We start from the raw sequence: 24,337 nt of genomic DNA, 5'->3' as shown, positions 1-24,337 counted from the left end.
GACGGCGAAGGTGATGCCGGCCAGGCCGCGCGGATAGAAGCCATTCTTGCAGAATTCAAAAAGGCAGGAAAGGAGCCTATGTCATGAGTACGATCACCACCAAAGATGGCACGCAAATCTACTACAAGGACTGGGGCGCGGGCCCGGTCATCACATTCTCGCACGGTTGGCCGCTCAGTTCCGATGCCTGGGACGGTCAAATGATGTTCCTCGTGCAGCACGGCTACCGCTGCATCGCGCACGACAGACGGGGTCACGGCCGTTCAAGCCAAGCTTCTGCCCACAACGACATGAACGGCTACGCCGACGATCTAGCTGCCGTCATCGAAGCGCTCGATCTGTGTGACGTTACACTCGTCGGTCACTCGACAGGCGGCGGCGAAGTTACGCGCTACATCGGACGGCATGGTACCGACCGCGTTAAGAAAGTTGTCCTCATTGCCGCGGTGCCGCCGCTCATGTTGAAGACCGAAGGCAATCCGGATGGGCTACCGATGGAAGTATTTGACGGCATCCGCGCTGGACTCATGAAAGACCGCTCGCAGTACTACAAGGACGGTGCGATTGCGTTCTATGGCGCGAACAGACCGGGCGCGAAGGTCTCGCAAGGGATCTTAGATCAGTTCTGGCTATGGAGCATGCAGTCCGGTCTTAAGAATTCCTATGATAGCGTCAAGGCCTTCTCCGAGACCGACTTCACTGAGGACCTCAAAAAGTTCGATGTGCCAACGCTTGTAATGCACGGCGAAGATGATCAGATCGTGCCAGTGAAGGCCTCTGCCAAAAAATCAGCCAAGCTGATCAAAGGCGCGAAAGAAATCTACTATCCCGGTGCGCCTCACGGCCTTACCGCTACCCTTCAAGATCAGGTCAATGCTGACCTACTTGCGTTTATCGCAGAGAAAGAAGAGCGGAAGGCAGCTTAGGAGCGCACTTGTGTTCGGCGTCAGCGCGCATCGTCCCCTAAATGCGCGCTGACGGCTGGACTTCGAGGAGAGCGGGCTCCCATCTCCACGTGTCCCTGCGACAAGCGAGGTTAGCCATGAAGATCATCGTCATCGGCGGCACCGGCCTGATCGGCTCGAAAACCGTCGCTATTCTCCGCCAGGGCGGTCACGACGTCGTCGCTGCATCCCCCCAAAGTGGTATCAACACCATCACAGGAGAGGGTCTCAAAGAGGCCTTGGTCGGCGTGCAGGTGGTGATCGACCTCGCCAATTCGCCCTCATTTGAAGACAAGGCGGTGCTGGAATTCGTTGCTGCCATCGTTGCCGATGTGGCACTCGCGGCGCCGCGAAGCGGCATCGTGGAGATTGCCGGCCCGGAACGAGCGCCATTCAATGAAATCATCGCCCGCTATCTGAAGGCGGTTGGCGACCCGCGTGAGGTCGTGAGCGATCCCGATGCCCGATACTGGGGCGGCCGGGTTGACGAGCACTCGCTCGTGCCGTTGGGCGAGGCGCGCCTCGGCCGCATCGGTTTCGACGAATGGCACCGCCGCTCACAGGCAGCAGCCTGATCCCGCATCGGAGGTACGCCCAGTCTGTCCGAGCGGTCCCGGGCAACGAACGAAAGAGGCGACTATGACGATCAAACTCGTTGCGTTGGTTCTTCTGTGCCTCATGACCCGCACGGCGGTGGCTCAGGAGCCTAAGGTCACGTCACTCATGTCTAAGGACCTTCCGGAGCATCCCGGCAGGGAAGCTCTGATGATCACAGTCGAGCATGCGCCCGGCGGGTCGAGCGCTATTCACCGACACAATGCACATGCGTTTGTTTACGTGCTGGAGGGCTCCGTCGTGATGCAGCTGAAGGGTGGACAACAGGTGACACTGACACCAGGACAGACCTTCTATGAAGGCCCCGATGATGTTCATGTCGTCGACCGGAACGCAAGCGGCACCCAGCCGGCGAAATTCCTGGTGCTCTTGATCAAGGACAAGGGCGCCCCGGCGCTCGTGCCCGCACAGTGACTGGTACAACCCAAGTACACGAGGAGACAAACATGAGCTTGGACAACACCTGCCATGTGGCGGTCGCTGGCGACCTCTTTCGTTGGGTACCGGCCTTCTGGGCGCACTGACCGCTTGTTAGGTTAGGGCCGAACTAGACGACCGCATGCGTTTGAACAACTGTCGATCGCTGTCTCGTACAACACCGCCCGCATCTTCGCCGGCTTAGGCTTCGGCTCCTCCACCGCGAGCAGGTCGATCATCTCGCGCCTGCGCCGCACCGGCGTACGAGCGAGCACGCCAACAACGGGGACTTTCCATGATCCTAGGGATGTCGGTGGACGCCTTCACAATCTTGCGCGTCATTATCACCCTTGTCGCAATCGGAAGTGGACTGATCGTTGTGGGCGGGATGTTTGCCTCGAACACGTTGCCGGTCACAACCGCACTTTTTCTCTTCACAACGGCGCTCACCAGCTTGACTGGATTTCTTTTTCCCATCCACGGCTTCACGCCGGCTTTGGGTGTCGGAATTGTGGCTTGTGTGATCCTGGCCGTCGCGCTGTTTGCTTTGTACAAAGAGCACCTGGTAGGCGCATGGCGCTGGATCTACATAATCACCGCTGTTGTGTCGCTTTATCTTAACGTCTTCGTTTTGGTCGTGCAGAGCTTCGGGAAGGTTTCGGCTCTCAATACGTTGGCTCCGATGCAGACCGAACCACCCTTCGCGGTCACACAGGCCGCTGTGCTGGCCATCTTCATGCTGATTGGTCTGATCGCTGTCATCAAATTCCGACCCCCTCAAGCGCAGATGTAACAGTTTGCGATGTCCGTTGTTGTTGCTGTGGACGGCTCCTCCACCCGGCACATCGGTGCCATGGGTGTGGGCGCTGTTAAGGCTCCCACGATTCAGAGGAGCGAGCCATGCAGACGATGACGACAATCGGTTTAGATATCGCCAAGTCGGTTTTCCAGGTTCACGGCGTTGACGCTGGCGGACAGGTGATTGTTCGCCGGCAACTGAAACGTCGCTATGTCCTGACGTTCTTCCAGAAGCTGTCGCCTTGTCTTGTCGGTATCGAAGCCTGCGGCTCGGCGCACCATTGGTCGCGCGAGCTCCAGGCACTGGGTCATACCGTGCGGTTGATGCCGCCGGCCTATGTGAAGCCCTACGTCAAGCGGCAGAAGAATGACGCGACTGACGCAGAGGCCATTTGCGAGGCGGTCACCAGGGCCAACATGCGGTTCGTGCCGACCAAGACCGCCGAGCAGCAGAGCGGTCTGGTGCTGCACCGCGCCCGCCATTTGTTCGTCCGCCAGCAGACCTCGGTGATTAATGCAATCCGGGCCCATCTTGCCGAGTTCGGGATCGTTGCGCCGGTCGGTCGTCACGGTGTCGAGGAACTGCTCAATGTCGTCACCGATCCGAACGACAAGCGAGTTCCGGACATAGCTCGTGCGTGTCTTTCGGCACTCGGGGATCAACTGCAAAGCAACAAGCAGCAGATACTGGAGTTCGACCGGCTGATCAGGGCATGGCACCGATCCAACGAGATGAGCATGAGGCTCGAGGCAGCCCCCGGCGTCGGTCCGGTACTGGCCACCGCTTTGGTCGCTGCCGTTGCTGATCCAAAGTCCTTCCGATCAGGGCGCAACTTCTCGGCCTGGATCGGTATGGTGCCGAAACAGCACTCCAGTGGAGGCAAGAACAGGCTCGGCAATATAAGCAAGCAAGGTGACCGCTATCTGCGCGGCCTGTTCGTGGCCGGCGCGCTTTCTGTCATCCGCTACGCCAAGGTCCATGGCACCAAACATCGGCCCTGGCTCACGGCGTTGCTGGCCAGGCGGCCGACCAAGGTTGCGGCTATCGCGCTCGCTAACAAGATCGCGCGGATGGTCTGGGCCATGATGGCCACGGGCGAGCGATACAAAGAACCCGTCGCGCTTGCGCGATAAACGAAATCGCGCCGGACAGCCGGCGTGATGTGAAGGTTGGGAGGGCGAACAGCACGTAATGCAGAGCCGGTCGATCCGGCGATCAGGACAACCCACATGTGCCAAGGCATTCTTGAATGCGAGTTGTTGGTAGGGACCTGATCCGCGGAGGGCATTATGGCCAGCGGTCAAGTGAACCGCATCAAAAGGCCGAACACATGGCTGCAACGACCAATGCTGCAAAACCGTGAAGAAAGCTCTTGCCAAACCGGAGCCGTCCACACATGGCCCATTGCGTCATTTCGCTGCGTAGCGGAATTTGTTCGCTATGGGGGCACAGCGGACTCTCGCAAACCATCCGCCTGGCAGATTTATGGGTTCACGCCTAGTGTTTGTCCGGTTTCGGGTCTGGTTTTTGGCCGTGCATATGCGCGATCACCTGGGCGAGGTCGCGCATGTCGATCAGCTCGCCGCAGATAGGACAGTTTCCGAAATGCTCGATCTCCGGCCGGTCCGGATCATCCATGTCGATGCCAGTGTAGCGCGGCAACTGCTGAGAGCTTTCGACGTCCGCCTGAAATCCCTCGGGAAGATCCGGCGCGGTGGACTCATCGGATTGATTGCAGACCGGGCATGGCGCTCCGGGAGCGCCGCAGGTACAGGCGCGCGCGCCTAACCACGGCTGGTCCGGATGCCCCTCGCAGAGCCAATGACAGTTGTCGCAGCGGGCACACCACTATTGCAGGGTCCTTCCTCTGGCCACAGAAACCAGCGCGGGATGTCACTCATGATTGGCGCTTTTTCGGCTCCAATCCCAGCTCTCGACACTTCTTGATGACCTCATCAACACGGTCAGCTCGATCGAGAATTTCCGCCGCTTCCTCGACTGAGAGGCCATCATTGATTGCCGCTTTGAGGTCCTCGACTTCTGTCTCTGTCCATTCGCCCCGGGCCATCACAAATCCTCCCGCAGACCCTTGAAGAACGGATGCCTCACCTTGCCCTCGGCCGACTTCGCCCGGTACTCGATCTCGGCTAGCAACTCCGGCTCGACCCAGATGCCCTTGTGCGCGATGCGCTTGGTGTAGGGCTGCGTGTTCCGGATCAGCGGCTCGCAACCAATCTGGCGCACGGTTCGGCTATTTCTTTAGGGCAGTTACAAGCCCGATGAGAGCGCCAATCGTTCCAATTGTGGTTGATCCCACAAGACCGAGCACCTTCAATCGGAAGTGCCTTACGCGCATCGCGCTCGGCTTTGGTGATCTGTTTGGGCGGCTGAAGCCCGTCCGGCGTTTTTGTCATTTCTTCACCTTCAGCCCCAGCTCGACTGCCTCTCGCGCCAGCCTTTCTGCTCTAAGGCGTTTGTGGTTTGCATGGAATTCTGGCTCGGCTTGGCTGTCCGATATCGTCTGCCTCGACGAAAGCGGGTGGAGAGCCCGTCGCTCGAGCTCGTCCGCAACCTGTTGCTCGGCAGACCGCTTCGGCTTGGTCATTTGCTTTTTCCCTTCAACCCGAGCTCGACCAGGCGGCGGAAGCTCAGTAATACTGCCTCTGCAAAAACACCCATATCAGGAAAACCAGGGCACCAATAATCCAGAGGAGGGTCTTGGGATCTTGGGTCCACTTCCAGTCCTTCATTTCGCTTTTGCCTTCAACCCCAGCTGTATAAGCCTACGGTGCGAAACTAGAACCCCGCCGCAACCGGGAGGAAGCTGACGTGGTGCGGACGGAGCGCGGTTTTGGGTGATGGTCAACAGCACAAAGAGGTTTCGGATTCGCGCGTTGCTCAGTATGGACCCCAGACCGCGTATAGCAGGACAGCAGTCACTGCAAAAAACATGACGGTCTTCCAGACGATAGGCCGAGGAGTGAATGCCATTAGGTTCAAGTGACTGGGCAACGGATCGTTCCTGCCGGCGGCAACGAAGCGGGTCTAGCTCACAGGTTTAAGTTGCTCAAAAAGGCTGAGAGATCCGACCGTAACGGTAGCGAGACCAGCAAGCGTCCAAGCCAAAGGCGAGCCTGCCGCAATCGTTCCGGCAACGACCCAGATCCCGCAAGCAGTTATTCCAACAGAGATTAGATACGCGACAGCGGTTTCCATTTCGGTCCCTCCAAGTATGGGCCGAGAACTGCTCATTTAGGTGGTTGAAGATCGAGAGATGCAAGCGGCTCCTGAGCCGGCGAAATGTTTTCGATTTGCTGCACTCTGCGGAGCAATTCGTCACGTCGGACCCCAGGCGGTGTGCCGCGAGCTTCCTTGCGCAGACGTTTTACGCGCGCGGATGGCGTCTGATCAAAGCGATATACTTGATCGAGCGAAACTTGGTTCATAGAGCTGCACCATTGAGTTCGAGGTATGGCGAGCGCGGCCACGTTAGGCCGGGCTTGTGTTGTACAACATCGCCGCGACGATGAGCAGCACAAGAAAGATCGGCAGCAACACTGGGGGTACCAGCCACTCACGAAAATTGAATGAAGACACCTTCGACATTTGACCGCCTTCAGTTGAGGCGGGAGCACAGACGCTCTCAGTCACCGATAACAGCCTAGGGGCGGGCGGCGATCAGTCTCTGTAGGCCATTCCGGCTCAAATAGCGAGAAAACAATCCGGGTCACTTCCGCTTAGCCGTTGACCTGTCCACCCGCACATCGCGAAATTCTTCCGGTCCTTTGAGGAGACGGCGCTTACGGCTGTCCTGATCACTTGGGTGGGCGGAACTATCGGTCATGCTGTCGATCGCCACGCTTGCCATTTCGCGCGCTCGGAGCTGCTGACCTTCGCTGGATTTCCGTGCCTTCGGCCGCACGGTGAGCCCCAGTTCGACTAGGCGCCGGATGGCCTCGGAGCGTGACGGTCCATCGGCTTGCAAATCTGACCACTTGTCGACAGCCGACCCGAGTTCCGGCGACAGACGTACAGCCGTCACAGGGTGGACGCCGCCCTTCTTTTTCGGACGGCCACGCGTTTTTTTGTTTACTGAAATTGATTTCTTCATATTTTCAGTTTACAGAAATAACAAGCCGAGGGGAAGCGCGAACTTCCACCCCCGGCTCTAACCCGAGCCAAGAAGGACGGTAAATCCAAATGACCCAAGCTGACAGCATGCTTAGCACGCCACCCACAAACACGTCTGCACTTCCCGTCGATCCGACACGGCGGCGCCTACTCACCATTGCTACCGGCGGCGCCGTCGCCGCTGCAATTCCAACCACTGTTGGCATGGCGGCCGCAGTCGACCCGATCTTTGCTGCCATCGACGAGCACAGAAACGCCCATGCCGCACACCTGGCTGCGATCGACGAACTTGCCCGACTTGAGAAAAGCCATGGTGTGCACAAGGCGAACCGGAGCATCACGGAGAAGCCCTGCGATGACGCGAACGATGCCTTCGGTCTCCTCGTCAAAACAGCAGCCACCACGGTGGCCGGCCTGTCTGCCAAGATCAACTACCTTCGCGCGATCGCGGAGGGCAGGGAAGCCTGGATGCTAGATGAGCGGGAGGGCACCGCGCTCGATCTGATCGAGAGCTTCGCCAAATCCCTCAGCACCATTTGGGGGGTGCAGCTATGAGCAACGTCATCACGTTCCCTGGTCGCAGCGCAACGGCTCTCGAAGCGGCGCGACCTCTTGCCTTTCCGGCACGCACTCCATGCGCGAAGCGCGACCGCCGCAGTCCGTACAGGATTGGGAGCGGCGCCAACTGCGGGCACGCGTGCCACACGATAGTGGCGGCAAAAGATTACATTTTCACGGCGTACCCGAAGAGGTAAACGGGGACGATGTCCGCTTGGTCGGAAGCGGCAGGTGCGACTCACCAAAGATCAATAGTCGGTCGACAACACCGCACGCGGAGACGGCAATGCTGAGGGACGACAACGGTAATGGAGGCGGTCGGCCGAGCACACCCCGTAACGTGCTCGGTGAGCGGCTCGAAGTCTGCTCGATAAGCCCAATGACGGGGTTCTTTCGAGACGGCTGCTGCGACACTGGGCGAGAGGACATCGGTAGCCACACGGTCTGCTCCGTCATGACCGCCGCGTTTCTCGAGTTTTCCAAATCCCGCGGCAACGATCTTTCGACACCGATGCCGGAATTCGGCTTTCGCGGCCTGAAACCCGGCGACCGTTGGTGCCTCTGTGCTCCGCGTTGGCAAGAAGCTCTCGAGGCGGGCCAGGCGCCCCGCGTGGTCTTGCGCGCCACTCACGAAGGCGCTCTGGGCCACTGCTCGCTCGCCGATCTCAAGCGCCTCGCAGTGGACCTAGCCTGACTCCTGCACTTGCCGACGAGGTGATCGGATAGGCGAGCCGATGTCGGCTCCTGGCACGAACCGGACCAGTCGGGTCGGCCTGGCGAAGCCCGTTGATCGGGGTAGATCGGAAGTCACTGGCCTAGGGGCAAACCGACGCGATTGACTCAAACCGAACATTCCACCGAACTCAATTACTCCTGACTAATCATTCCGAACAGGCTATTCTGTACAGGTTCCGGTTGTTGGAGGAACGGATGCAATCCGATCGCAACCGGCGCATAGGAGCGGGGCAAACTCCGCCCCATCACCGTCGCATCCGACCCCATGTGCACGGGTTTGGTCGCAAGCCTTGCCCGGCCAGGGGGCAACGTAACCGGACTATCGTGCATTCATGGCAGACTAATTCGCCAGATGCGCTGACACGGAGGTCCCTCTATGCGATGCTCGCTTGGCCTTGTTACCACAATTGTTGTTCTTGCAGCGGCGCCTTTGTACGCCCAACAGGCGCCACTTCCAACGGTCACGCCACCGCCAGGCCTCAAAGCGACGGTGCTGGTGACTGAAACTCAAGTGACCGGGGTACCGGACAAGGTTTTCGTGCTGCTCACGGCCGAATTTGCGCCAGGCAGTACTACCCGCCGCCACACTCATCCCGGCGACGAGTACGGAACGGTTGTCGAAGGCACGATCGTCACCCAACAGGCAGGAGGCGAATGGAAAACCGTGACGGCCGGAGAGTCCTACTATGTCCCTGCCTGGGTCGTACACGAGACCAAGAACATCACCGATAAGCCGGCAAGGACTTACAACGCTTTCATCATCGAGAAAGGAAAGCCGCGCGTTATACCAGCCGAGTGATCCACCGAGTCCGCATTGATGTCGGCGGCCCCGGATTAGGCCAATTGCTCGGCGTCGGTGTGCCGCTCACACTGATCGCCCGCACCGACGAGGTGATCGAATAGCCAACAGGACCGATGGCGTCATCGAAAATTCGGTTACCCGGAAATGTCTGTTCCTGACCCCTATCGGACATTCGGCGTGACGCTCTCGTGCATCCACAGTCCGCGCCTTGGGGGAGACTACGTGAACAAGCGGTCGGTCGCTTTATCGAGCCGGTTGTCCGAACCGCTCGCGTCATTTAGATGACCAATCAACTCTCCGGACAGCCGGTAGATGTTGATCCCTTTGAGGTCATACAGCTTCGTACCACTACGGTCGAAAATTTCTCGACCCACTATAACGCCGACGTGAATACCCTTGCTGTTGAATATATTGCCTTTCACAAGACCTCCTTGCTTCAGGTCGAGCCGTGCAAATCGCTGCGCTCTTTCGCCGTTGTGTCAGAGCCGCCTATGGGGCGGCTTCGGTCACCGCCGCGCGGCCTCTGCCGAGCACAAGGCTGGCATGGCTCATTGAGCTGGCTTCGTTGAGCCCACGCCGGGGGTCAGCAATCGTCTCCCAGTTGTTGCCGCAAGCGGAACACCGCCATTCGTTGACAACCCCCGTGGGCAAATAGGTTGAACTGACCGGGGCAGTGACAAGTTGTCCGCAGCTGCAGGTATGGTGCCTCGTGATGGAGAGCGGCGCGGCTCGCTGACCATTCTAGAAGCCCAGCGGCGCTCGAACCTCCGCTGAAAATGCAATGGATAAATGATCGAACTCATGGGCTCCCTCCTGTTGGGCGGCGGGAGCACGGTACGGTCTCTCAGTCACTGAAACCTTTTCACGATCAGTGATACTAGTAAGATAGGGCTTGAGCCACCCTATGGCTAGTCCGAAGCTCTTAGAAACTTCCGCGTCCGTTGTGGGAAACGATGTAATGAACCGCGTCAAGCGGATCCGCCAGCGGGCGTTCGTTTGCGTGCTGCCGAGCACATAGGACGGTCGCTAACCCCGACAGCAGCACTTCCCGTGTGGCGCGGCGAGCCGCGCGCGGTCTTATCGCAGCTTTCGGAAATCGATGCTGCGCAGGACAATTCCGGGCGGCGTGCCCTCGAACTCGGTCGCCTGATATTTGCCGGCGGCGCACGCCTCGATGCGCTCGCGCAACCGCATGAATTGCTCCTCACGCTGGCCCGCTCTCGCGCGCACCACACCATCCAGCTCATCCATGGCGGAGGTGGAGACCGCGCAAGGGATCTCCTTGTTGCCGTCGAGCATCGAGAACAGGACCACCATCCTGTCGTACTCGTAACTGATGAAGCGTCCGTGCGTGAGCGTCATGTGACTCCTTAGACGCGGCGCTGCGATCGCAGCCCTCGTTTGCCTCAGCCCTGCTCAGTGAGCCGGGCAAAGTCATCGAGGATGGCCGCGACGAGGTCGCGATGCCTTGTGTCTTCCGGCGCCAGTCCTGCGGCATACAGCTTCAGGACGTAGCGCGCCTTGGCGGCCGCCTCCGGCCACGACGCGGCGGGAAACGCCAGCAGGTGATCTTCGATCTCGGCCCGCCGGTCGCGCAGCTCCCGCGCATGGGTCTCGACTTCCGCCAGCGCGCGGCGAATGTCGGTCGCTTTCTGCGCCGCCATGCCGCGGTGGCTGTCGAGGTCGGATGGTTCGTCAGCCATTGGATGTGCTCGCGTCGATGCGCTGCGCGTCCGACAAATCGACCGGGGCGATCGAGACCACCTCCATCGCCAACCCGCGCGAGCCTTCCGCCGGCACCTTGATCATGGTGGCGACGCGGCGGAACGCCGCAAACGAAAGGCCCTCGATCGTCTCCTCATCGCTGACGACCTCGTAGGCGCCGGCGGGCAACAGGCGATTGATGCCCCTGATCCGGAACGGATGTTTGAAGGTGACGACTTCACGTCGGGAACGGATGGTCATGCGCGCCTGCCTTTCGCAAAGGCGCCTGGCGCCGGCGCTGCCCGCAGAGCAGCATGCGCCCCCTCCGCCGCAATAGCCATCGCTTTCTTGCCGCGCGGCGAATGGGGGCGGCTCCTTGTCGCTTCCCGCGCGCTCTTGCCGCGGCCAGGCGCGAAGCGACCGCTCTCGATCTTTCGTGGCTTCGCAGCGAACTTGCACCTCACTATTCGTTCATGGGTCGCCCTTCCATCGATCCGGAGTTGATGATCCGGATGCTGGTCGTGGGGTATGTCTTCGCAATCCGTTCGGAGCGGCTGATCTGTCGCGAGGTGCAGGTGAACCTCGCCTATCGTTGGTTTTGCAAGCTCGGCATTGAGGACGCCATCCCGGATCATTCGGCGTTCTCACGCGCCCGTAACGAGCGCTTCCGCGAGGGAGAGGTTTTCCGTCGCGTGTTCGAGCGGGTTGTCGAGGCGTGTATTGCTGCCGGGCTAGTGGGTGGGGAAGGCTTCGCCGTCGATGCCAGCCTGATTGCTGCCGATGCCAACAAGCAGCGCTCGATCGCGGGACCGGACTGGCACAGAGATCGCGATCCCAAGAAATCGAGCCGCGCGGTGAAGGAGTATCTGGCGACCCTCGACGATACGGCGTGGGGCGCTGCCAGCGAGGTTGTCCCGAAGTTTGTCTCGCCGTCCGATCCTGCAGCCCAGTGGACCGGCGCTCACAAGGGACCGGCCTTCTCATCGATGTGAAGTTCGGCGTTATCGTTGACGTCGAGGCCTCCCGCTCCATTCGGCAGGCCGAGGTCGGGGCGGCAAAGACCATGATCCAGCGAACAGAGGAACGCTTCGGCCTCAAGCCGGAGCGGCTTGTCGGGGATACGGCTTACGGTGCGGCTCCGATGCTGAACTGGCTGGTCGAGGAAAAGGGCATCGCGCCACACATCCCCGTGTTCGACAAATCGAAGCGGGATGACGGCACCTTCTCGCGCAGCGACTTTCAATATGACCGGATCAACGACGTCTATCATTGCCCCGGCGGCAAGCAGCTGGGGACAAGCGGCACCGTACATGAAGGCAAGACGCTTCTGTATCGCGCCAGCAAGCTCGACTGCGATGTATGCCCACTCAAACCAAAGTGCTGTCCGAAAGACCCATCGCGCAAGATCCCGCGCGACATCCATGAGCACGCCCGGGATGTTGCCCGTTTGCTCGCCAGTTCCGAGGGCTTCGAGCAGTCGCGGAAAGAGCGAAGATCGAGATGCGGTTCGCGCACTTAAAGCGCATCTTGAAGCTCGGTCGGCTTCGACTGCGTGGACCGCGAGGTGCCCAGGACGAGTTTGTCCTTGCTGCCATCGCCCAGAACCTGCGGCGGCTCGCGTCGTTGGTTGCGCGACCGCCACCCGCTCATGGGCCGTGTGTTGCGTAGCGTAAGAGTTGCGTAGAGAGCGCCGGGGAGCCGGCGGACAAAGCCGATCGCCGTTAGTGAAACGACCGGCCAACATCCATCGGTCTCAACCGACTTTTGCAACAAAATCGGCACTTAGCAGACCAATTCGGCTGACATGTTTCATGTCCGTTGTTCGGGGTGAACCGGAAATCCCGCCCGCCATCGCTAGGTTGGCGTGTCAATTGCGATCGCGCTGATCGCCGGGATACCACGGCTCGGCAGCGGCGCGGATCAGGCCGGCCATGGTCGGCACGTGAGTTTCGTCTTGCATCTGGCGCTCGAAAATTTCCTCGGGTACGGCCGCGAGTTTCTGCCAGCGCGAGAATTGATCGTAAGAAATGCCCACATCGGAAAGCCCCGCGTCCGTCGAGGCCTTTTTTGGCCGCCCGTCGCGTTTGGCAGCGGACTGTTTGCAGCCGATGCAACTCGGGCAGCCGCGTTTGTTGCTTGATATGTTAAACACCGGGCTAATCCGTAAAAACGACCACGCATGTTCACCGCCGTCCCGCTTGCAATTCACATCCACAGCGTCCCGAGGAGCTTTGCGCCAGGCAATTCTTGCTTGCGCGCCCCGACGAGATTAAATGCCCTTGGCGCTGGTGCAGGGGGCTGGATTGAGCCAAGGATTTCTCGCCGGAGCGCGCACACAAGAGACCTCCTCTGGTTTGCGATGTTATGAGAACCGAACCGTTCGGAAAGCCGGCAGTCTGGATGTACCAATTTGGGTAGTACTGGATAGCGGTCAGAACCGATCCGGTTGGGGTTCGAGGCTAGGGAGCAATCCCTATCCCGATCCCGATAATCGCCAGCGATGTGACGATCACCAACAGGTCGATCGTGAGCCATCTGGGTATGCGCTTTGCAGGTTGCTCATAGCGTTTGCCCTCCGCGGGCACGTTATGTACCGGGAAGAGTGCAAGTGGCTGCGAACGAGTTCACATGTCACGGCGACTCGATTGACCGAAAAAACACCAGCGCATAACGGCCTTTACCGCGTTGCACTTGGATCAATTCGCAGATCCGGCGGGTGGTGCCGGCCATGGTCGGCACGTCGCCAGCGCCGCCCGGTTTTGCTCAACCGTCATGCCCTCTTTGCTGACCGCTACCAGCATTGCCATCGCACCGAGCACGACCACGAACCCCTCGGTCGTGGCGACCAAATAGGCCGCCGAAGCATTATCCCGAAACGCTTGTTCGATTTCGAACAGGTTCGTTCCTGGGCTTGCCACCAGCACCTCCGCGATAATGGTGGTGATAACGCTGACATCCTGGGTGCGGCCGGCTAGCAGCACGGCGTGGCGATGTTGGTCGGAAAGCGGCATGCCGTTTCACCATTCTGGGCGGCTGTCAAAACTGGCGATCGTGGCTCGGTGCGACGGTTTTTTTCACCTTTAATGTGGGCTTCCCATTGTACCTTGATTGTTTGGCATTCGGGGTTGGGGTTTTCGGTACATTCAAGACGCTTATTTCGCGGCGTTGACCATTGCTGAACAGCTCGAACATGATAGCCTCACTGGCCGGGGCATGTTGATCAAACCGCGAGGAGCGATGCAATGTGCGCAGGTGACGACAAGACGTGTCCGGAATTTGAACTGCACCATTCAAAATTCAAGGAAAGGCTTGATCGGGAGCGACGGTCGTTCCTGAAGTCGAGCTTCGCCGCAGCCGGCGGCGCAGCAGCGCTCAGCGCCGGCGGTATTTCGCTGGTGACGCCGGAGATGGCGGCCGCCGCCGAGAGGCATCAGCCGGCCAAGCGCGGCTATCATCATTTGCCCGCAAACGCCGACACGGTGCATTGGGGTTACTTCAGCAAAAAACTGAAGCCGCAGGTCGAGATCGATTCAGGTGACTTCATCACCATGGAGGCGTTGACCCACCATGCCAATGACGACGCCGAGCGCATGGTCAAGGGCGATCTCGGTGCCGAGAGCGTATTCCTGTGGACCAAGGAGAAGAAGGGTGTCGACCGGCGGGGCGCAGGGCCGATGGATGCTTCGCTGTTCGGTCGCGGTGCCGGCGAAGGCCTGGGCGTCCATATCCTCACTGGACCGGTCTACGTCCGCGGCGCCGAGCAGGGTGATGTGATTGAGCTGCGGATCATCGATGTCGCGCCTCGGCCCTGCGCCAATCCAAAATATCCCGGCAAGGCGTTCGGCAGCAACGCGGCGGCATGGTGGGGCTTCCACTACAAGGATCTGCTTACCGATCCCAAGCCTCGCGAAGTCATCACCATCTACGAGGTAGATTCCAGTGGAGGACGTAACTGGGCGAAAGCGGCATACAATTTCAGATGGACGCCGCAGACGGATCCATCTGGGGTGGTGCATAAGACGATCGACTATCCGGGCGTCCCGATCGACCACGGCACTATTCAGGAAAACCATGGCATCCTGAAGAACGTCCGTATCCCGATACGGCCGCATTTCGGTGTGATCGGGCTGGCACCCAAAGAGGCTGACATGGTCGATTCGATTCCGCCGAGCTACACCGGCGGCAACATCGACAATTGGCGGATCGGCAAAGGCGCGACGATGTATTATCCAGTCGCGGTTGAGGGCGGCCTGCTGTCCGTTGGCGACTCGCATGCCTCGCAAGGCGATTCCGAGTTGTGCGGTACAGCGATCGAATGCTCGCTGAATGGCACCTTCCAGATCATTCTTCACAAAAAGGCCGATCTGGCCGCCACTGCGCTCGAAGCTCTTGATTATCCGATGCTAGAGACTCAAAACGAGTGGCTGGTGCACGGCTTCAGCTTTGCCAATTACCTCGACGAACTCGGAGACAAGGCGCAATCCGATATCTACTCGAAATCTTCGGTCGATCTCGCCTTGCGCGATGCGTTCCGCAAGATGCGCAAGTTCCTGATGACGACTAAGAAGCTAACAGAGGATGAGGCAATCTCTCTTATCACAGTCGGCGTCGACTTCGGCATCACCCAAGTGGTTGACGGCAACTGGGGCGTCCACGCGGTCATCAAGAAGGACATCTTCGCTGGTGGCGAGGCCTGATCCATTTCTGCCTGCGTAAACCATCTACGGAAACGACGTTTACAACTGAAAGGCCAAATACTGCGTCCGCGGACCAAGCCGTCGCACCAGATGAGATAGCCAGTTTACCCCACCCCCATGGGGCAAAACACTTTTTTGGCTCGTGAAGCGCTGGAATCCGTGGACCAAGCCCGGAGCGAGCCCGTGAGGACGCTCAAGGGAACGGCGCTCAGCCCCACGATCCCGCCGACGCTTCTCGCGATCGCCGACGAGGTGATCGAGTGAGAAGACTACTTCCGTCATTGGCACGTTTGAGACATACCGACCGACCCTGAGAATGTCCGCTAGTTGGGGAAGACCGGAAGTGAACGGAGCACGGTCAGAACGCCCGCGAATGACACTAAGCAGACGTCACTGACCCGGCGCGACGCTCAGCTGAAATATCGCCACTAGGATGCGCCAGCTTTCGGCAAAGCGAATGACGTTGTGCGACTGCCGCCACTGCCATGCCAAGCTTCCAATCAGGCCGCTAATTTTTTCGTGTCACGGTCGGGAGAGCACTGCACTTATAGGAACGACCTCTAAATCGTGCCTGGCCTCCTGTTCGCCTAGATTGGAGCCCATCATTGGATTTTCCGTAGATTATCTGGCTCGCGATGAAGTCGTCTAAGCCCCGGGTATAGACCGAACTAGAGGTTAAGACCCTGATCTCCATGAGCGGGCAGCGGCATAGTGCGGCAGAAATATCGAAGTCCCTTGGACGCTACGTTGGTTCAGTGAAAACGAAGGCGCGGGAGCTTGGATTAGTAGCTGTCAAAAGGCGATCAAAGTCCCGCCGGTGGGGCGCGCACTGATGACCATTGGAGATGGAAGCGGCGCGCTCCCGCGTTAAATTGGCTATCATCCAGTCAGATCACCGAGCGCACGCCGCAACTTGCGTTGCGTCCGAAGGCATCGAATGACGTCACCCAGGCCTTGGCCGGCGGCGGCAGCGCCACGATCGCCGCGGTGGTCGGACTGCCGAGTCGCTCACTCTCGGCGCATCATCGCTTCCTTAGCCAACGGCTTGTCCTCGTCGAACTTCACGCAGGCGCTGCGCGATCTTGGAACGGGCGGCAGTTGATGACCGCTCCCACGAAACGGCCGCGGAAGCGCCGGTATTTCTCCTGAAAATCGGCCTCGATTCGTTTTGACGACAGGAGCGGGGCTACCCGCTCCGCTGATGACGGAGTCGTCGTTACGGCTCCGCGTGACGATGCTCGCATGGAACTACGCGACGGCGCGGGTTTTGTTTTTTTCCGATCGGGCGACCTTTGCCTTTTTAGTGGATTTCGTCGCAACCAATCTCGTGTCGGTGGGCGCTGCGGCGGCAGCGTTGCTGCCTGAGCTTTCAACTGATGTTGTGAGAATTTCGCGTTGAGCATTGAGCCAATAGATGTCCGCCTGGCCCTCGGGTTGACCATCGGCGATCCAGAGGTGGTAGGCACGTTCGCGAATGGCCTCTTCCAGATTTGGCATGGGATTCTCCTTTCATGATGCGCCCAGCCCCGGCAGGCAAAGTCTTGCTCCGTAAGGTTAACGAAACGTTAACCGCATGTGTCGGTTGGATTGCCTGTCGGATTGCGATCAGCCGGTCTCATTGAAGCGCGTCAAGATCGCAGCGGCGGGTGAGGGACGAGCCTGCCGCCGCCCGGCAGCGCGATGGGCTCGTGGAACTTACGGCCCCAGCCTGATGAACACTCTGGCATCTTCTCGCCCCGGAGATATCGAACCGGAGGCGACTGGACGGCGCAGGGTTGCGGCAAAGCCGGAGCTATGTGGTTAGGCACCAACATGGCCTCGCTCGGCAGCAGCGCGGATCAGGCCGGCCGTGGTCGGCATGTGGCTTTTGTCTTGCACTTGGCGCTCGAAAATTTCCTCGGGTACGGCCGCGAGTTTCTGCCAGCGCGAGGATTGATCGTAAGAAATGTCCACATTGGAAAGCCCCGTGTCCGCCGAGGCGTTTTTTGGCCGCCCGTCGCGTTTGGCGGCGGTCTGTTCGCAGCCGATGCAACCCGGGCAGCGGCGTTTGGTACTTGATAGATCAAACACTCGACTAATCCGTAAAACGACCACGCATGTTCACCGCCGTTCGCTTCCAGGTGTTACATCCACAGCGTCCCGAGGAGCGTTGCGCCAGGCAATTCTTGCTTGCGCACCCCGACGAGATACATGCCCTTGGCTGCGGTACAGGGGGCTGGATTGAGCCAACGCGGTTTTCTCGCCGGAGCGCGCACACAAGAGAGCTCCTCTGGTTTGCGATGTTATAGAAACTGAACCGTTCGGAAAGCCAGCAGTCTGGATGTACCAATTTTGGTAATAGCTGTTGGCCGCTGTCAGAACCGATCCTTGACGCGGTTGCAAGCCCGATACGTTGTCTTAGCGTTCGGGCGATCGGCCCGTGGCTAGGGAGCAGTCCCTATCCCTATCCCGATAATCGCCAGCGATATGACGATCACCAACGTCAATCGTCAGCCATGTGGGTATGCGTTTCGCAGGTTGGGTCATAGCGTGTGCCCTCTGCGCCTGCGTTATGTACCGGATGACGCAAAATGGCTATGAACGAGTTCACTGCCTTGGCGACGCGCCGCGGGCTATGTTGATCGCATCCTCAAAGGGGCGCGTCCGGCGGAGCTTCCCTTCGAGCAGGCGATGGACATTACCCTGAAAATCAACCTCAAGACCGCTAAGGCTCTCGGCCTCGACATTCCAATTACGCTGCTCGGCCGCGCCGACGAGGTGATCCAATAGCGACGATAATTGCTGCGGTGCCTGAGTCCGTTCCTTGCACCGTAAACAACACACCCAAAGGGCCGCTTTTTTCCTTGGGCCGTGACAACAGGTGGACATAATAGAACATCGCCAAGCAGCATCATGTGTTGGGGTCGTGAATGACATAAACGCGCAAGGGATCAAAACGATGAGTGAAACCCATATCGAAGGTAAGCAATCTGCATTCGACCCAGCTGATATCACCGCGTTGTCGCACCTCTATCGCGGCGAGCTGTACCGTAGCACGGTCTGGCGTACACGCCTCGATGCAACGACCAATTGGGCGGTCCTTACAACCGGTATCGCACTGTCACTCACGTTTAGCAGCGAATCCGCGTCCCCTCTGCCGCTGGTGCTCGTGGGGCTCTTGGTTGCTACCTTCTTATTCATCGAGGCGCGGCGTTACCGCTTCTTTGATTTTTGGCGCATGCGCGCGCATGTCCTCGAAGTCCAATTCTTTGGGCCAATTCTCCGCGGCGAGGGCGTTCAGGTCGAGAATGGCTGGAACGAGATTCTCTATCAGGATTACCGAGCCCCTAACCTTCATATTACCTACGCTGAGGCAGTGGGCCGCAGGCTTCGCAACAACTACAGCTGGATTTTCGCGATCCAGGTGACCGCGTACGTCGGTAAACTGCTGATCCATCCGGCGCCGGTCGCCTCGGTGCAGGAGTTCTGGCTGCGAGCAGCTATTGGGCCCATTCCTGGTCAATTCGTCCTGCTGGCCGGACTCGCTTTCCACGCAACATGGATCGCAATTGCGATTGCCACATATAGAAGCCGAAGGGGCGCAGGGCGCGCGCGGCCGCAGACTCCCGAGAGGGATCGGCTGCTCGATCTTGCACGAGGATAGGGGTAATCACGCAAGTGCTGCTGGCGACACCGCTGCGCTCATCGTGCATTAGTCCGCAATTGATGTGGTGGACGGCGCCCGCTCCCGGCATCGCAGTGCCATAGGGTGGTTCGTCGAAGACGAATCACATGAGGGGAGCCGTCCACATGCAAATTACCACGATCGGTTTGGATATCGCCAAGAACGTGTTCCAGGTTCACGGCATTGACGCGGCCGAGAAGGTCATCGTCAGAAAGCAACTTCGCCGCGGCCAGATTATAGCGTTCTTCGAAGCTCTGGCGCCGTGCCTGGTCGGCATGGAGGCCTGTGCCACGTCGCACCATTGGGCGCGCGAGTTGACGAAGCTGGGCCACGAGGTCCGTCTGATGCCAGCGAAGGATGTGAAGGCTTACGTCAAGCGCAATAAGAACGATGCCGCCGACGCGGAGGCAATCTGTGAGGCGGTGCGGCGCCCGACCATGCGTTTCGTGCGGATTAAGTCGGCCGAGCAGCAGGGCCAGTTGATGCTGCATCGAGCACGCGACCTGCTGATGCGCCAACGCACCCAGTTGATCAATGCATTACGGGCGCATTTGGCCGAGTTCGGCGTTACGGCTGCACAGGGGCGCGAAGGGATCAAAGAGTTGTTGGCGATCGTCGCACAGGATGAGAGTTCGCGCTTGCCGATCGACGCCCACGCCAGCCTAACCGTACTAGCGGCGCAGCTTCAGGCTGTGCAGACGATGATCGGATCGATCGAGAAACGGATCGTTGCGCAGCATCGCTCGAACGAGGCAAGTAAGCGGCTCGAGACCATCCCCGGTATCGGCGTCGTAGGCGCGACGACCATCACCGCCGTCGTCACGGACCCGAAGGCCTTCCGGTCGGGTCGTGATTTTGCGGCCTGGATCGGGATCGTGCCGCGGCAGGATTCGACCGGCGGCAAACAGAAGCTCGGGCCGATCTCGAAACAGGGTGACCAATACCTCAGGCGTATTCTTATTGTCGGAGCCCATTCTGTCTTGCGGCGTGCGCGCCAGCAGCCGGAGAAGTATCCCTGGCTCACTCAGCTTCTCGCTCGGCGACCGTTCAAGGTCGTCGCCGTCGCGCTGGCCAATAAGATGGCGCGGATCGCCTGGGCATTGCTGGCCAGGGGTGGGACCTACCGGGCACCCCAACTTGTGGCAGTCTAACAAGGGCTCGGCAATGGGAGGATGAGGTTGCGTCCGTGCGTTCACGAACTGCAGGGGTGAAGACGACATTGATGCGAAACGGTCGAGACCGTCGATTGGGAAAACCCGTAAGGTGCCACGCGAGGAAAGAACGCGTGCTTTTGTTTGGGACCCGATCAGCGGATCACATCAAGGCCAGCGGCCAAAGTGGCTGCATTCAAAGGCCGGATACATGGCTGCACCCGAACGCTTCGCTGAAACGTCAGATTCCTCTTGCGCCGCGGGCGCCGTCCATACATGGCACCTTTGAGACATCCCCGCCTATCCTGAGGATGTCCGTTCACCAGGGTAGACCGGAAGTCGCCGTGGTCCGGCCAAACCGACGCGATTGATCCTTAGCTGCCGTTCAGGACTGAGTGATAGATGGAGCACGGTAACGCGTTAGGGTGATCGAATTTGCGTCCATCGTTAAAGACGAGCCCACCCGGCAGCGGAGCGCCTCAGTTCACGCCCGCTGTCAGGGCCTCGCGTACGTGCCGCGATTACTTGAATTTGAGCAGTGCGGCTCCCGCGGCTTCCTCGAGCTCCTCACGAATCTCGGCTTCCGATTTGCTGCTCTCGAGCCGGCGCCCTGAGGCCATCAGCAAGGCGGTCTCGTAGGTCGCTTGCACGACGCTGATGCGATCTTCGGCCGGCAGGCTCGCCACGAACTCGATCGTCTCCTCCACGTGGGAGACCTCGCTGCCGAGGCTGCTGTGGCTTCTCAAGAAGCGCGTTGCATCGACACCGTCCGGAAACAGCGATTGCACGGCATCGACTTCAGCCTTCGGCTTGAGGGCGGCGATCCGCTCCGAACAATAGGAGAAGCCGACGCACTCGATCGGATAATCCTCGAAGCAAAAACGGTCGAACAGATCGCACAGTGGTTTGATGCCGGCCGGCACGAGGTTCGCAACGATCCGCTCGGCGGGCAGTCCCAGCGCACGGAGGTCCTTAAGCGCCAGCCGCTCGTGACCGCTTTCCTCCAGCGCGCGCATCTCGAGATACGCAGTGACCTCCGGTCGCCCGATTTCCTTAAAGCGCTCGGCGGCCCGCAACAAATTGCGCGGCGTATCCTTGGCCGTGTGGTAGGCCCCTGCCAGGGCGTAGATGTAGCGAAGCAGGTTCGGGCTTTCTTGGGCGGCGGGCCGGCTGTCTGTCTGCTCGAACCGGCTGTCCGTCTGCTCGAATGCAAGGCTGATCGCCCCATCGAGCAATCCCGTCGTGCTGACCGGCGCGCCCCCGCCGGTCATGCGTTCAGCGAAAGCAGCGCCCGCTTCGCGGCCGTCCAGCGCATGAAACCAGACCTCGCCCGACTCTCGCGCAATGATCGCCGTTTCGCCGGCGATACGAACCCATTCAGTGACCGGATGCATCATTGTATTCCTTCCAGACTCGAGGTGGCTTGCCTAATCGGAGTTGAAACCAAAGCCGGCGAGAAAACCGGCTTCGATCATATTCCGCGAATCGCATACGCTTTCTTCCGGCGCGCCGTTTCGAGGAGAGCATTGACGCCCGCCGTCGGCGGCACGAAGCTCGTCGTTCTCAGCGCTTTCGGCACCACTTGGTAGTTGGTTTCTTTGCTGTATCGGCCGCCTCGTTCCATGACGCGCATGTTCGTGCCTCCTTTCGTATAAGATACTTCATGGAGTAGGAACCAAAGCTGGCGAGAAAACCGGCTTCGATCATATTCCACGAATCGTGTACGCCATCTTCTGGCGAACCGTTTCGAGGAGAGCGTTGAGGCCCCTCGTCCGCGGCGCCTTCGATACCACTTGGTCGCCAGGTTCTTTCTTCGAATTTTGGTCGCCTTGTTCCGTGATACGCATGCCGTTTTCCTTCCGTTGTGGTGGATTATCAGTCGCTGCTGCCCTGAACGTTGGCGGGAAGTGGACAAACGCCCGACCAAAAGCAGCAGCACTGGCAAATTGATCTCATCGTCCACTCAGATCAATTACGGAGAAGGACTAGTTCTCCATAAAGGAGAGCTAGTCCGCCGCAGGGCCGCCGTTCATACGCTGATCTGCAGCATCTGCGAGGAGCCGAGCGGACTGCAATGGCCGATTCCTTCGGCGCGCAGAGCGGCCGTCGCCACTGCAAGGCTAGACCGCTTTTGTACTGCAAAACAGCGCAGCAGTGCACTAACGTGAATTTTGACCGTGTGCGGAGACAAGTTGAGCTGTCGCGCGATTTCCTTGTTGGAATAGCCCTTCAGCAACAATCTGAGCACCCCATTTTGCCTCGGCGTCAAACGGCACCAGTTTCGACGCAGTGCAGGTAGCGCAAACTCTGGCTTGCAGGCCGTAGGCTCGATTACGTTTGGCGGTATATAGATCGCCCCGTTGAGGATTCCTCGGACGGCGCGCTCGACTTCCGTTTGGTCGGACTTTTCGAGAATATAACCGGTTACGCCTGCGGCCAGGTAGCTGAGGATGTCACCGGCACTTGCGGTACGCGACAACACTCCCACGATAAGGTGGGGACAAGCGACGCGAAGCGTTCGAAAGCTGATAGGTCCATTAAGGTCGTCTGCATCGATATCGAAGATGGCAGCGAAGAACTCGCCGCGATTGAGTCGCGCTCTTGCATCGGCAAAACAAAAGGCCTCCGCGACCGATGCGGCCGGGACAACATCGCGGACGATGCTCGCGACGCCTCTCCGGAAAATACAGTTCCCCGCGATAAGGATCTTGCAAGTTTCGGCATCCGGCATGACATTCGCTTCCTCTAGTTGGGCAGTGGTCGTTCTGTGGCCCGGGGCTCCCATGCCCTCGGCGAGGCCGTGAATTGGCTCTTCCGGCGATACGGCTGGAGCGGCTACGATCCTACGCCGAATTTGCACGCGGTCGATGGTGGTGATGCCATGCGCTACAGCGACAGAATTCGATCGAATGTCGGCGAGCGGTGGCTGATCCTGGCTGTTCTGTTCCTCGCGCGAACCGCGATGGCGTTCCAATTTCAGGCGGTTGCTGCGCTTTCCTCGTTCGTCGTCGCCGATTTCGGGATTGATTACGCCCAGCTCGGATTGCTGATCGGACTCTATCTTCTTCCCGGTATCGTCATTGCGTATCCTGGGGGGTTGCTCGGTCAGTATTTTGGCGACAAACGCATCGCGCTGATCGGCGTGATGCTCATGGTCGCCGGCGGCCTGCTGACCGCGACCGAGGACTACCCGACGGTGCTTGCCGGACGTTTGACCAGCGGGGTCGGTGCGGTGCTGCTCAACGTGTTGTTGACCAAAATGACAACGGATTGGTTCGTCGGTCGTGAGATCGGCACTGCATTGGCTCTCCTTGTCAGCAGCTGGCCGATCGGCATCGCTCTCGCGTTGGTCATCTTGCCGTGGCTCGCTGCCCAAACCTCTTTTGCGGCGGCGCTTGCGAGCACAGCAGCGGTTGCCGCTCTGGTGCTGATGCTCATTGCAGCGATCTACCGCGTTCCTCCAGTCGCAGTTGCACCCCCGCCGTCAAGCAAAGAGGAGCGCCTGGGCTTGTCACCGCGCGAGCTCGGCTTGGTGTCGCTGGCCGGCGGCGTGTGGATGCTGTTCAATGTCGGCTACATCCTGGTCGTCAGCTTCGGGCCAGCCCTGCTGATGTCAAACGGGCTATCTCAGCAGGACGCCGGCTTCGAGATCAGTCTGGTCTCCTGGACCTTGGTCGTTACGATCCCGCTGGGGGGTGTTCTGATTGATCGAATTGGCCACTCAACGATGGTGATGATGATGAGCTTGGCCGCGTTAGGACTCGGCACCTTGCTCGTGCCGATGGCGCCCTCGCTCGCACTCATGATATTCGTTGGGGCTGTGGCTGGTCTGCCTGCGGGCGCCATGATGGTGCTACCGGCAGAGGTGCTGCGCCCGCCAAATCGGGCCGCCGGAATGGGAGTATTTTTTACGTGGTACTACGCCGGGATGGCGTTGCTGATACCAGTCGGGGGTATTCTCCGTGACGTCAGCGGCGCGCTCGGCGCGCCCTTGCTCTTTGCTGGCGGCTTGGAGTTTGCGGCGATGGCCGCTTTGGCGTTGCTACGACTGTCGCAGCGCCGACACAGGACCTTGCCTTAGGAACGCCGGAATGACATTCGCCTTGGCCCTGGAGTTTTG

The 24,337-nt window shown here is 59.5% G+C and carries 29 protein-coding genes and 2 pseudogenes; 14 read left to right on the top strand and 17 right to left on the bottom strand.

Annotated elements, in window-relative coordinates; all coding sequences use genetic code 11:
* The first annotated feature begins 83 nt into the window (after nucleotides 1-83).
* From V1288_RS32240 to V1288_RS32220, 5 genes are all read left to right on the top strand, one after another.
* Nucleotides 84-926, top strand: coding sequence for an alpha/beta fold hydrolase (locus V1288_RS32240; protein ID WP_334360850.1), 843 nt, complete (start codon nucleotides 84-86; stop codon nucleotides 924-926).
* Nucleotides 927-1,042: 116 nt separating this feature from the next.
* Nucleotides 1,043-1,519 (top strand): hypothetical protein, encoded by a 477-nt coding sequence (locus V1288_RS32235; RefSeq protein ID WP_334360849.1) that lies wholly within the window; start codon nucleotides 1,043-1,045, stop codon nucleotides 1,517-1,519.
* 64 nt (nucleotides 1,520-1,583) lie between these two features.
* Entirely contained in the window at nucleotides 1,584-1,973 is a 390-nt protein-coding gene (locus tag V1288_RS32230) for a cupin domain-containing protein (RefSeq protein WP_334360848.1), read from the top strand.
* A 298-nt stretch (nucleotides 1,974-2,271) separates the two neighbouring features.
* On the top strand, nucleotides 2,272-2,769 hold the full coding sequence (locus V1288_RS32225) for a hypothetical protein (protein ID WP_334360847.1): 498 nt from the start codon (nucleotides 2,272-2,274) through the stop codon (nucleotides 2,767-2,769).
* Nucleotides 2,770-2,876: 107 nt separating this feature from the next.
* Nucleotides 2,877-3,908, top strand: coding sequence for an IS110 family transposase (locus V1288_RS32220; protein ID WP_334360846.1), 1,032 nt, complete (start codon nucleotides 2,877-2,879; stop codon nucleotides 3,906-3,908).
* A 364-nt stretch (nucleotides 3,909-4,272) separates the two neighbouring features.
* On the opposite strand, the gene V1288_RS32215 is transcribed toward V1288_RS32220, so the two are convergent.
* The 5 genes and pseudogenes from V1288_RS32215 to V1288_RS32195 all read right to left on the bottom strand — a co-directional run bounded on the left by V1288_RS32215 (nucleotide 4,273) and on the right by V1288_RS32195 (nucleotide 6,886).
* Nucleotides 4,273-4,413: a hypothetical protein gene (locus tag V1288_RS32215; RefSeq protein WP_334360845.1), complete on the bottom strand. Its 141-nt coding sequence runs from the start codon at nucleotides 4,411-4,413 to the stop codon at nucleotides 4,273-4,275.
* A 259-nt stretch (nucleotides 4,414-4,672) separates the two neighbouring features.
* On the bottom strand, nucleotides 4,673-4,843 hold the full coding sequence (locus V1288_RS32210; RefSeq protein WP_334360844.1) for a hypothetical protein: 171 nt from the start codon (nucleotides 4,841-4,843) through the stop codon (nucleotides 4,673-4,675).
* A pseudogene (locus V1288_RS32205) lies at nucleotides 4,843-5,001 on the bottom strand (ATP dependent DNA ligase); the annotation flags it as partial. The pseudogene V1288_RS32205 and the gene V1288_RS32210, both read right to left, overlap by 1 nt.
* Nucleotides 5,002-5,185: 184 nt before the next feature.
* Entirely contained in the window at nucleotides 5,186-5,380 is a 195-nt protein-coding gene (locus V1288_RS32200; protein ID WP_334360843.1) for a hypothetical protein, read from the bottom strand.
* Nucleotides 5,381-6,502: 1,122 nt separating this feature from the next.
* A complete protein-coding gene (locus V1288_RS32195; RefSeq protein WP_334360842.1) occupies nucleotides 6,503-6,886 on the bottom strand; it encodes a hypothetical protein in 384 nt (127 codons plus the stop codon).
* A gap of 89 nt (nucleotides 6,887-6,975) precedes the next feature.
* Between V1288_RS32195 and V1288_RS32190 the strand changes: the two genes are divergently transcribed.
* The 3 genes from V1288_RS32190 (at nucleotide 6,976) to V1288_RS32180 (ending at nucleotide 8,998) form a co-directional block, all read left to right on the top strand.
* The gene (locus V1288_RS32190; RefSeq protein ID WP_334360841.1) at nucleotides 6,976-7,461 is read left to right on the top strand and encodes a hypothetical protein; all 486 of its coding nucleotides are present in this window, start codon (nucleotides 6,976-6,978) and stop codon (nucleotides 7,459-7,461) included.
* Nucleotides 7,462-7,750: 289 nt separating this feature from the next.
* The gene (locus V1288_RS32185) at nucleotides 7,751-8,158 is read left to right on the top strand and encodes a DUF2237 family protein (RefSeq protein ID WP_334360840.1); all 408 of its coding nucleotides are present in this window, start codon (nucleotides 7,751-7,753) and stop codon (nucleotides 8,156-8,158) included.
* 417 nt (nucleotides 8,159-8,575) lie between these two features.
* Nucleotides 8,576-8,998 (top strand): cupin domain-containing protein, encoded by a 423-nt coding sequence (locus tag V1288_RS32180; protein ID WP_334360839.1) that lies wholly within the window; start codon nucleotides 8,576-8,578, stop codon nucleotides 8,996-8,998.
* A 221-nt stretch (nucleotides 8,999-9,219) separates the two neighbouring features.
* Here V1288_RS32180 and V1288_RS32175 read toward each other — a convergent pair whose 3' ends face one another.
* The 4 genes from V1288_RS32175 to V1288_RS32160 all read right to left on the bottom strand — a co-directional run bounded on the left by V1288_RS32175 (nucleotide 9,220) and on the right by V1288_RS32160 (nucleotide 10,966).
* Nucleotides 9,220-9,423, bottom strand: coding sequence for a hypothetical protein (locus V1288_RS32175; RefSeq protein WP_334360838.1), 204 nt, complete (start codon nucleotides 9,421-9,423; stop codon nucleotides 9,220-9,222).
* A 655-nt stretch (nucleotides 9,424-10,078) separates the two neighbouring features.
* Nucleotides 10,079-10,363 carry a DUF1488 domain-containing protein gene (locus tag V1288_RS32170; RefSeq protein WP_334360837.1) on the bottom strand — a complete coding sequence of 95 codons (285 nt, stop codon included), beginning with the start codon at nucleotides 10,361-10,363 and terminating at the stop codon, nucleotides 10,079-10,081.
* A gap of 44 nt (nucleotides 10,364-10,407) precedes the next feature.
* Nucleotides 10,408-10,704, bottom strand: coding sequence for a hypothetical protein (locus V1288_RS32165; protein WP_334360836.1), 297 nt, complete (start codon nucleotides 10,702-10,704; stop codon nucleotides 10,408-10,410).
* Nucleotides 10,697-10,966, bottom strand: a complete 270-nt coding sequence (locus tag V1288_RS32160; RefSeq protein WP_334360835.1) for a hypothetical protein — start codon at nucleotides 10,964-10,966, stop codon at nucleotides 10,697-10,699. Before V1288_RS32160 ends, V1288_RS32165 begins: the two co-directional genes overlap by 8 nt.
* Nucleotides 10,967-11,130: 164 nt before the next feature.
* Here V1288_RS32160 and V1288_RS32155 point away from each other — a divergent pair.
* Nucleotides 11,131-12,373: pseudogene (locus V1288_RS32155) on the top strand (transposase); the annotation flags it as partial.
* A gap of 199 nt (nucleotides 12,374-12,572) precedes the next feature.
* On the opposite strand, the gene V1288_RS32150 reads toward V1288_RS32155, so the two are convergent.
* The 3 genes from V1288_RS32150 to V1288_RS32140 all read right to left on the bottom strand — a co-directional run bounded on the left by V1288_RS32150 (nucleotide 12,573) and on the right by V1288_RS32140 (nucleotide 13,897).
* Entirely contained in the window at nucleotides 12,573-12,914 is a 342-nt protein-coding gene (locus tag V1288_RS32150) for a hypothetical protein (RefSeq protein ID WP_334360834.1), read from the bottom strand.
* 487 nt (nucleotides 12,915-13,401) lie between these two features.
* Nucleotides 13,402-13,716 carry a hypothetical protein gene (locus V1288_RS32145; RefSeq protein WP_334360833.1) on the bottom strand — a complete coding sequence of 105 codons (315 nt, stop codon included), beginning with the start codon at nucleotides 13,714-13,716 and terminating at the stop codon, nucleotides 13,402-13,404.
* Nucleotides 13,717-13,741: 25 nt separating this feature from the next.
* A complete protein-coding gene (locus V1288_RS32140) occupies nucleotides 13,742-13,897 on the bottom strand; it encodes a hypothetical protein (RefSeq protein ID WP_334360832.1) in 156 nt (51 codons plus the stop codon).
* Between the two features lie 50 nt (nucleotides 13,898-13,947).
* On the opposite strand from V1288_RS32140, the gene V1288_RS32135 reads away from it, so the two are divergent.
* Entirely contained in the window at nucleotides 13,948-15,402 is a 1,455-nt protein-coding gene (locus V1288_RS32135; protein WP_334360831.1) for an acetamidase/formamidase family protein, read from the top strand.
* Nucleotides 15,403-16,650: 1,248 nt separating this feature from the next.
* On the opposite strand, the gene V1288_RS32130 is transcribed toward V1288_RS32135, so the two are convergent.
* On the bottom strand, nucleotides 16,651-16,899 hold the full coding sequence (locus V1288_RS32130; protein WP_334360830.1) for a DUF2934 domain-containing protein: 249 nt from the start codon (nucleotides 16,897-16,899) through the stop codon (nucleotides 16,651-16,653).
* A 303-nt stretch (nucleotides 16,900-17,202) separates the two neighbouring features.
* On the bottom strand, nucleotides 17,203-17,472 hold the full coding sequence (locus tag V1288_RS32125) for a hypothetical protein (protein ID WP_334360829.1): 270 nt from the start codon (nucleotides 17,470-17,472) through the stop codon (nucleotides 17,203-17,205).
* 519 nt (nucleotides 17,473-17,991) lie between these two features.
* On the opposite strand from V1288_RS32125, the gene V1288_RS32120 reads away from it, so the two are divergent.
* The 3 genes from V1288_RS32120 (at nucleotide 17,992) to V1288_RS32110 (ending at nucleotide 20,217) form a co-directional block, all read left to right on the top strand.
* Nucleotides 17,992-18,171, top strand: coding sequence for an ABC transporter substrate binding protein (locus tag V1288_RS32120; RefSeq protein WP_334361459.1), 180 nt, complete (start codon nucleotides 17,992-17,994; stop codon nucleotides 18,169-18,171).
* A gap of 169 nt (nucleotides 18,172-18,340) precedes the next feature.
* On the top strand, nucleotides 18,341-19,045 hold the full coding sequence (locus V1288_RS32115; RefSeq protein WP_334360828.1) for a DUF2270 domain-containing protein: 705 nt from the start codon (nucleotides 18,341-18,343) through the stop codon (nucleotides 19,043-19,045).
* Nucleotides 19,046-19,191: 146 nt separating this feature from the next.
* Nucleotides 19,192-20,217: an IS110 family transposase gene (locus V1288_RS32110; RefSeq protein ID WP_334360827.1), complete on the top strand. Its 1,026-nt coding sequence runs from the start codon at nucleotides 19,192-19,194 to the stop codon at nucleotides 20,215-20,217.
* A 521-nt stretch (nucleotides 20,218-20,738) separates the two neighbouring features.
* Here V1288_RS32110 and V1288_RS32105 read toward each other — a convergent pair.
* From V1288_RS32105 to V1288_RS32095, 3 genes are all read right to left on the bottom strand, one after another.
* A complete protein-coding gene (locus V1288_RS32105) occupies nucleotides 20,739-21,611 on the bottom strand; it encodes a hypothetical protein (RefSeq protein ID WP_334360826.1) in 873 nt (290 codons plus the stop codon).
* A 77-nt stretch (nucleotides 21,612-21,688) separates the two neighbouring features.
* Nucleotides 21,689-21,850, bottom strand: coding sequence for a hypothetical protein (locus V1288_RS32100; RefSeq protein WP_334360825.1), 162 nt, complete (start codon nucleotides 21,848-21,850; stop codon nucleotides 21,689-21,691).
* Nucleotides 21,851-22,246: 396 nt separating this feature from the next.
* Nucleotides 22,247-22,948: a response regulator transcription factor gene (locus tag V1288_RS32095; RefSeq protein WP_334360824.1), complete on the bottom strand. Its 702-nt coding sequence runs from the start codon at nucleotides 22,946-22,948 to the stop codon at nucleotides 22,247-22,249.
* Nucleotides 22,949-23,017: 69 nt separating this feature from the next.
* Here V1288_RS32095 and V1288_RS32090 point away from each other — a divergent pair, with 69 nt between their 5' ends.
* On the top strand, nucleotides 23,018-24,298 hold the full coding sequence (locus V1288_RS32090) for an MFS transporter (RefSeq protein ID WP_334360823.1): 1,281 nt from the start codon (nucleotides 23,018-23,020) through the stop codon (nucleotides 24,296-24,298).
* Nucleotides 24,299-24,337 lie beyond the last annotated feature (39 nt).

The sequence above is a fragment of the Bradyrhizobium sp. AZCC 2176 genome (assembly GCF_036924645.1).
GTDB lineage: Bacteria > Pseudomonadota > Alphaproteobacteria > Rhizobiales > Xanthobacteraceae > Bradyrhizobium.
This window is presented reverse-complemented; position numbering and strand designations above follow the sequence as displayed.

Coding starts and splice junctions, on each gene's coding strand:
- V1288_RS32225 (WP_334360847.1), top strand. CDS start 2,272: ATGATCCTAGGGATGTCGGTGGACGCCTTCACAATCTTGCGCGTCATT.
- V1288_RS32220 (WP_334360846.1), top strand. CDS start 2,877: ATGCAGACGATGACGACAATCGGTTTAGATATCGCCAAGTCGGTTTTC.
- V1288_RS32110 (WP_334360827.1), top strand. CDS start 19,192: ATGCAAATTACCACGATCGGTTTGGATATCGCCAAGAACGTGTTCCAG.
- V1288_RS32140 (WP_334360832.1), bottom strand. CDS start 13,897: ATGTTCGAGCTGTTCAGCAATGGTCAACGCCGCGAAATAAGCGTCTTG.
- V1288_RS32130 (WP_334360830.1), bottom strand. CDS start 16,899: ATGCCAAATCTGGAAGAGGCCATTCGCGAACGTGCCTACCACCTCTGG.
- V1288_RS32160 (WP_334360835.1), bottom strand. CDS start 10,966: ATGACCATCCGTTCCCGACGTGAAGTCGTCACCTTCAAACATCCGTTC.
- V1288_RS32115 (WP_334360828.1), top strand. CDS start 18,341: ATGAGTGAAACCCATATCGAAGGTAAGCAATCTGCATTCGACCCAGCT.
- V1288_RS32145 (WP_334360833.1), bottom strand. CDS start 13,716: ATGCCGCTTTCCGACCAACATCGCCACGCCGTGCTGCTAGCCGGCCGC.
- V1288_RS32135 (WP_334360831.1), top strand. CDS start 13,948: ATGTGCGCAGGTGACGACAAGACGTGTCCGGAATTTGAACTGCACCAT.
- V1288_RS32180 (WP_334360839.1), top strand. CDS start 8,576: ATGCGATGCTCGCTTGGCCTTGTTACCACAATTGTTGTTCTTGCAGCG.
- V1288_RS32210 (WP_334360844.1), bottom strand. CDS start 4,843: ATGGCCCGGGGCGAATGGACAGAGACAGAAGTCGAGGACCTCAAAGCG.
- V1288_RS32190 (WP_334360841.1), top strand. CDS start 6,976: ATGACCCAAGCTGACAGCATGCTTAGCACGCCACCCACAAACACGTCT.
- V1288_RS32195 (WP_334360842.1), bottom strand. CDS start 6,886: ATGAAGAAATCAATTTCAGTAAACAAAAAAACGCGTGGCCGTCCGAAA.
- V1288_RS32215 (WP_334360845.1), bottom strand. CDS start 4,413: ATGGATGATCCGGACCGGCCGGAGATCGAGCATTTCGGAAACTGTCCT.
- V1288_RS32235 (WP_334360849.1), top strand. CDS start 1,043: ATGAAGATCATCGTCATCGGCGGCACCGGCCTGATCGGCTCGAAAACC.
- V1288_RS32240 (WP_334360850.1), top strand. CDS start 84: ATGAGTACGATCACCACCAAAGATGGCACGCAAATCTACTACAAGGAC.
- V1288_RS32100 (WP_334360825.1), bottom strand. CDS start 21,850: ATGCGCGTCATGGAACGAGGCGGCCGATACAGCAAAGAAACCAACTAC.
- V1288_RS32185 (WP_334360840.1), top strand. CDS start 7,751: ATGCTGAGGGACGACAACGGTAATGGAGGCGGTCGGCCGAGCACACCC.
- V1288_RS32230 (WP_334360848.1), top strand. CDS start 1,584: ATGACGATCAAACTCGTTGCGTTGGTTCTTCTGTGCCTCATGACCCGC.
- V1288_RS32170 (WP_334360837.1), bottom strand. CDS start 10,363: ATGACGCTCACGCACGGACGCTTCATCAGTTACGAGTACGACAGGATG.
- V1288_RS32165 (WP_334360836.1), bottom strand. CDS start 10,704: ATGGCTGACGAACCATCCGACCTCGACAGCCACCGCGGCATGGCGGCG.
- V1288_RS32105 (WP_334360826.1), bottom strand. CDS start 21,611: ATGCATCCGGTCACTGAATGGGTTCGTATCGCCGGCGAAACGGCGATC.
- V1288_RS32095 (WP_334360824.1), bottom strand. CDS start 22,948: ATGCCGGATGCCGAAACTTGCAAGATCCTTATCGCGGGGAACTGTATT.
- V1288_RS32200 (WP_334360843.1), bottom strand. CDS start 5,380: ATGACCAAGCCGAAGCGGTCTGCCGAGCAACAGGTTGCGGACGAGCTC.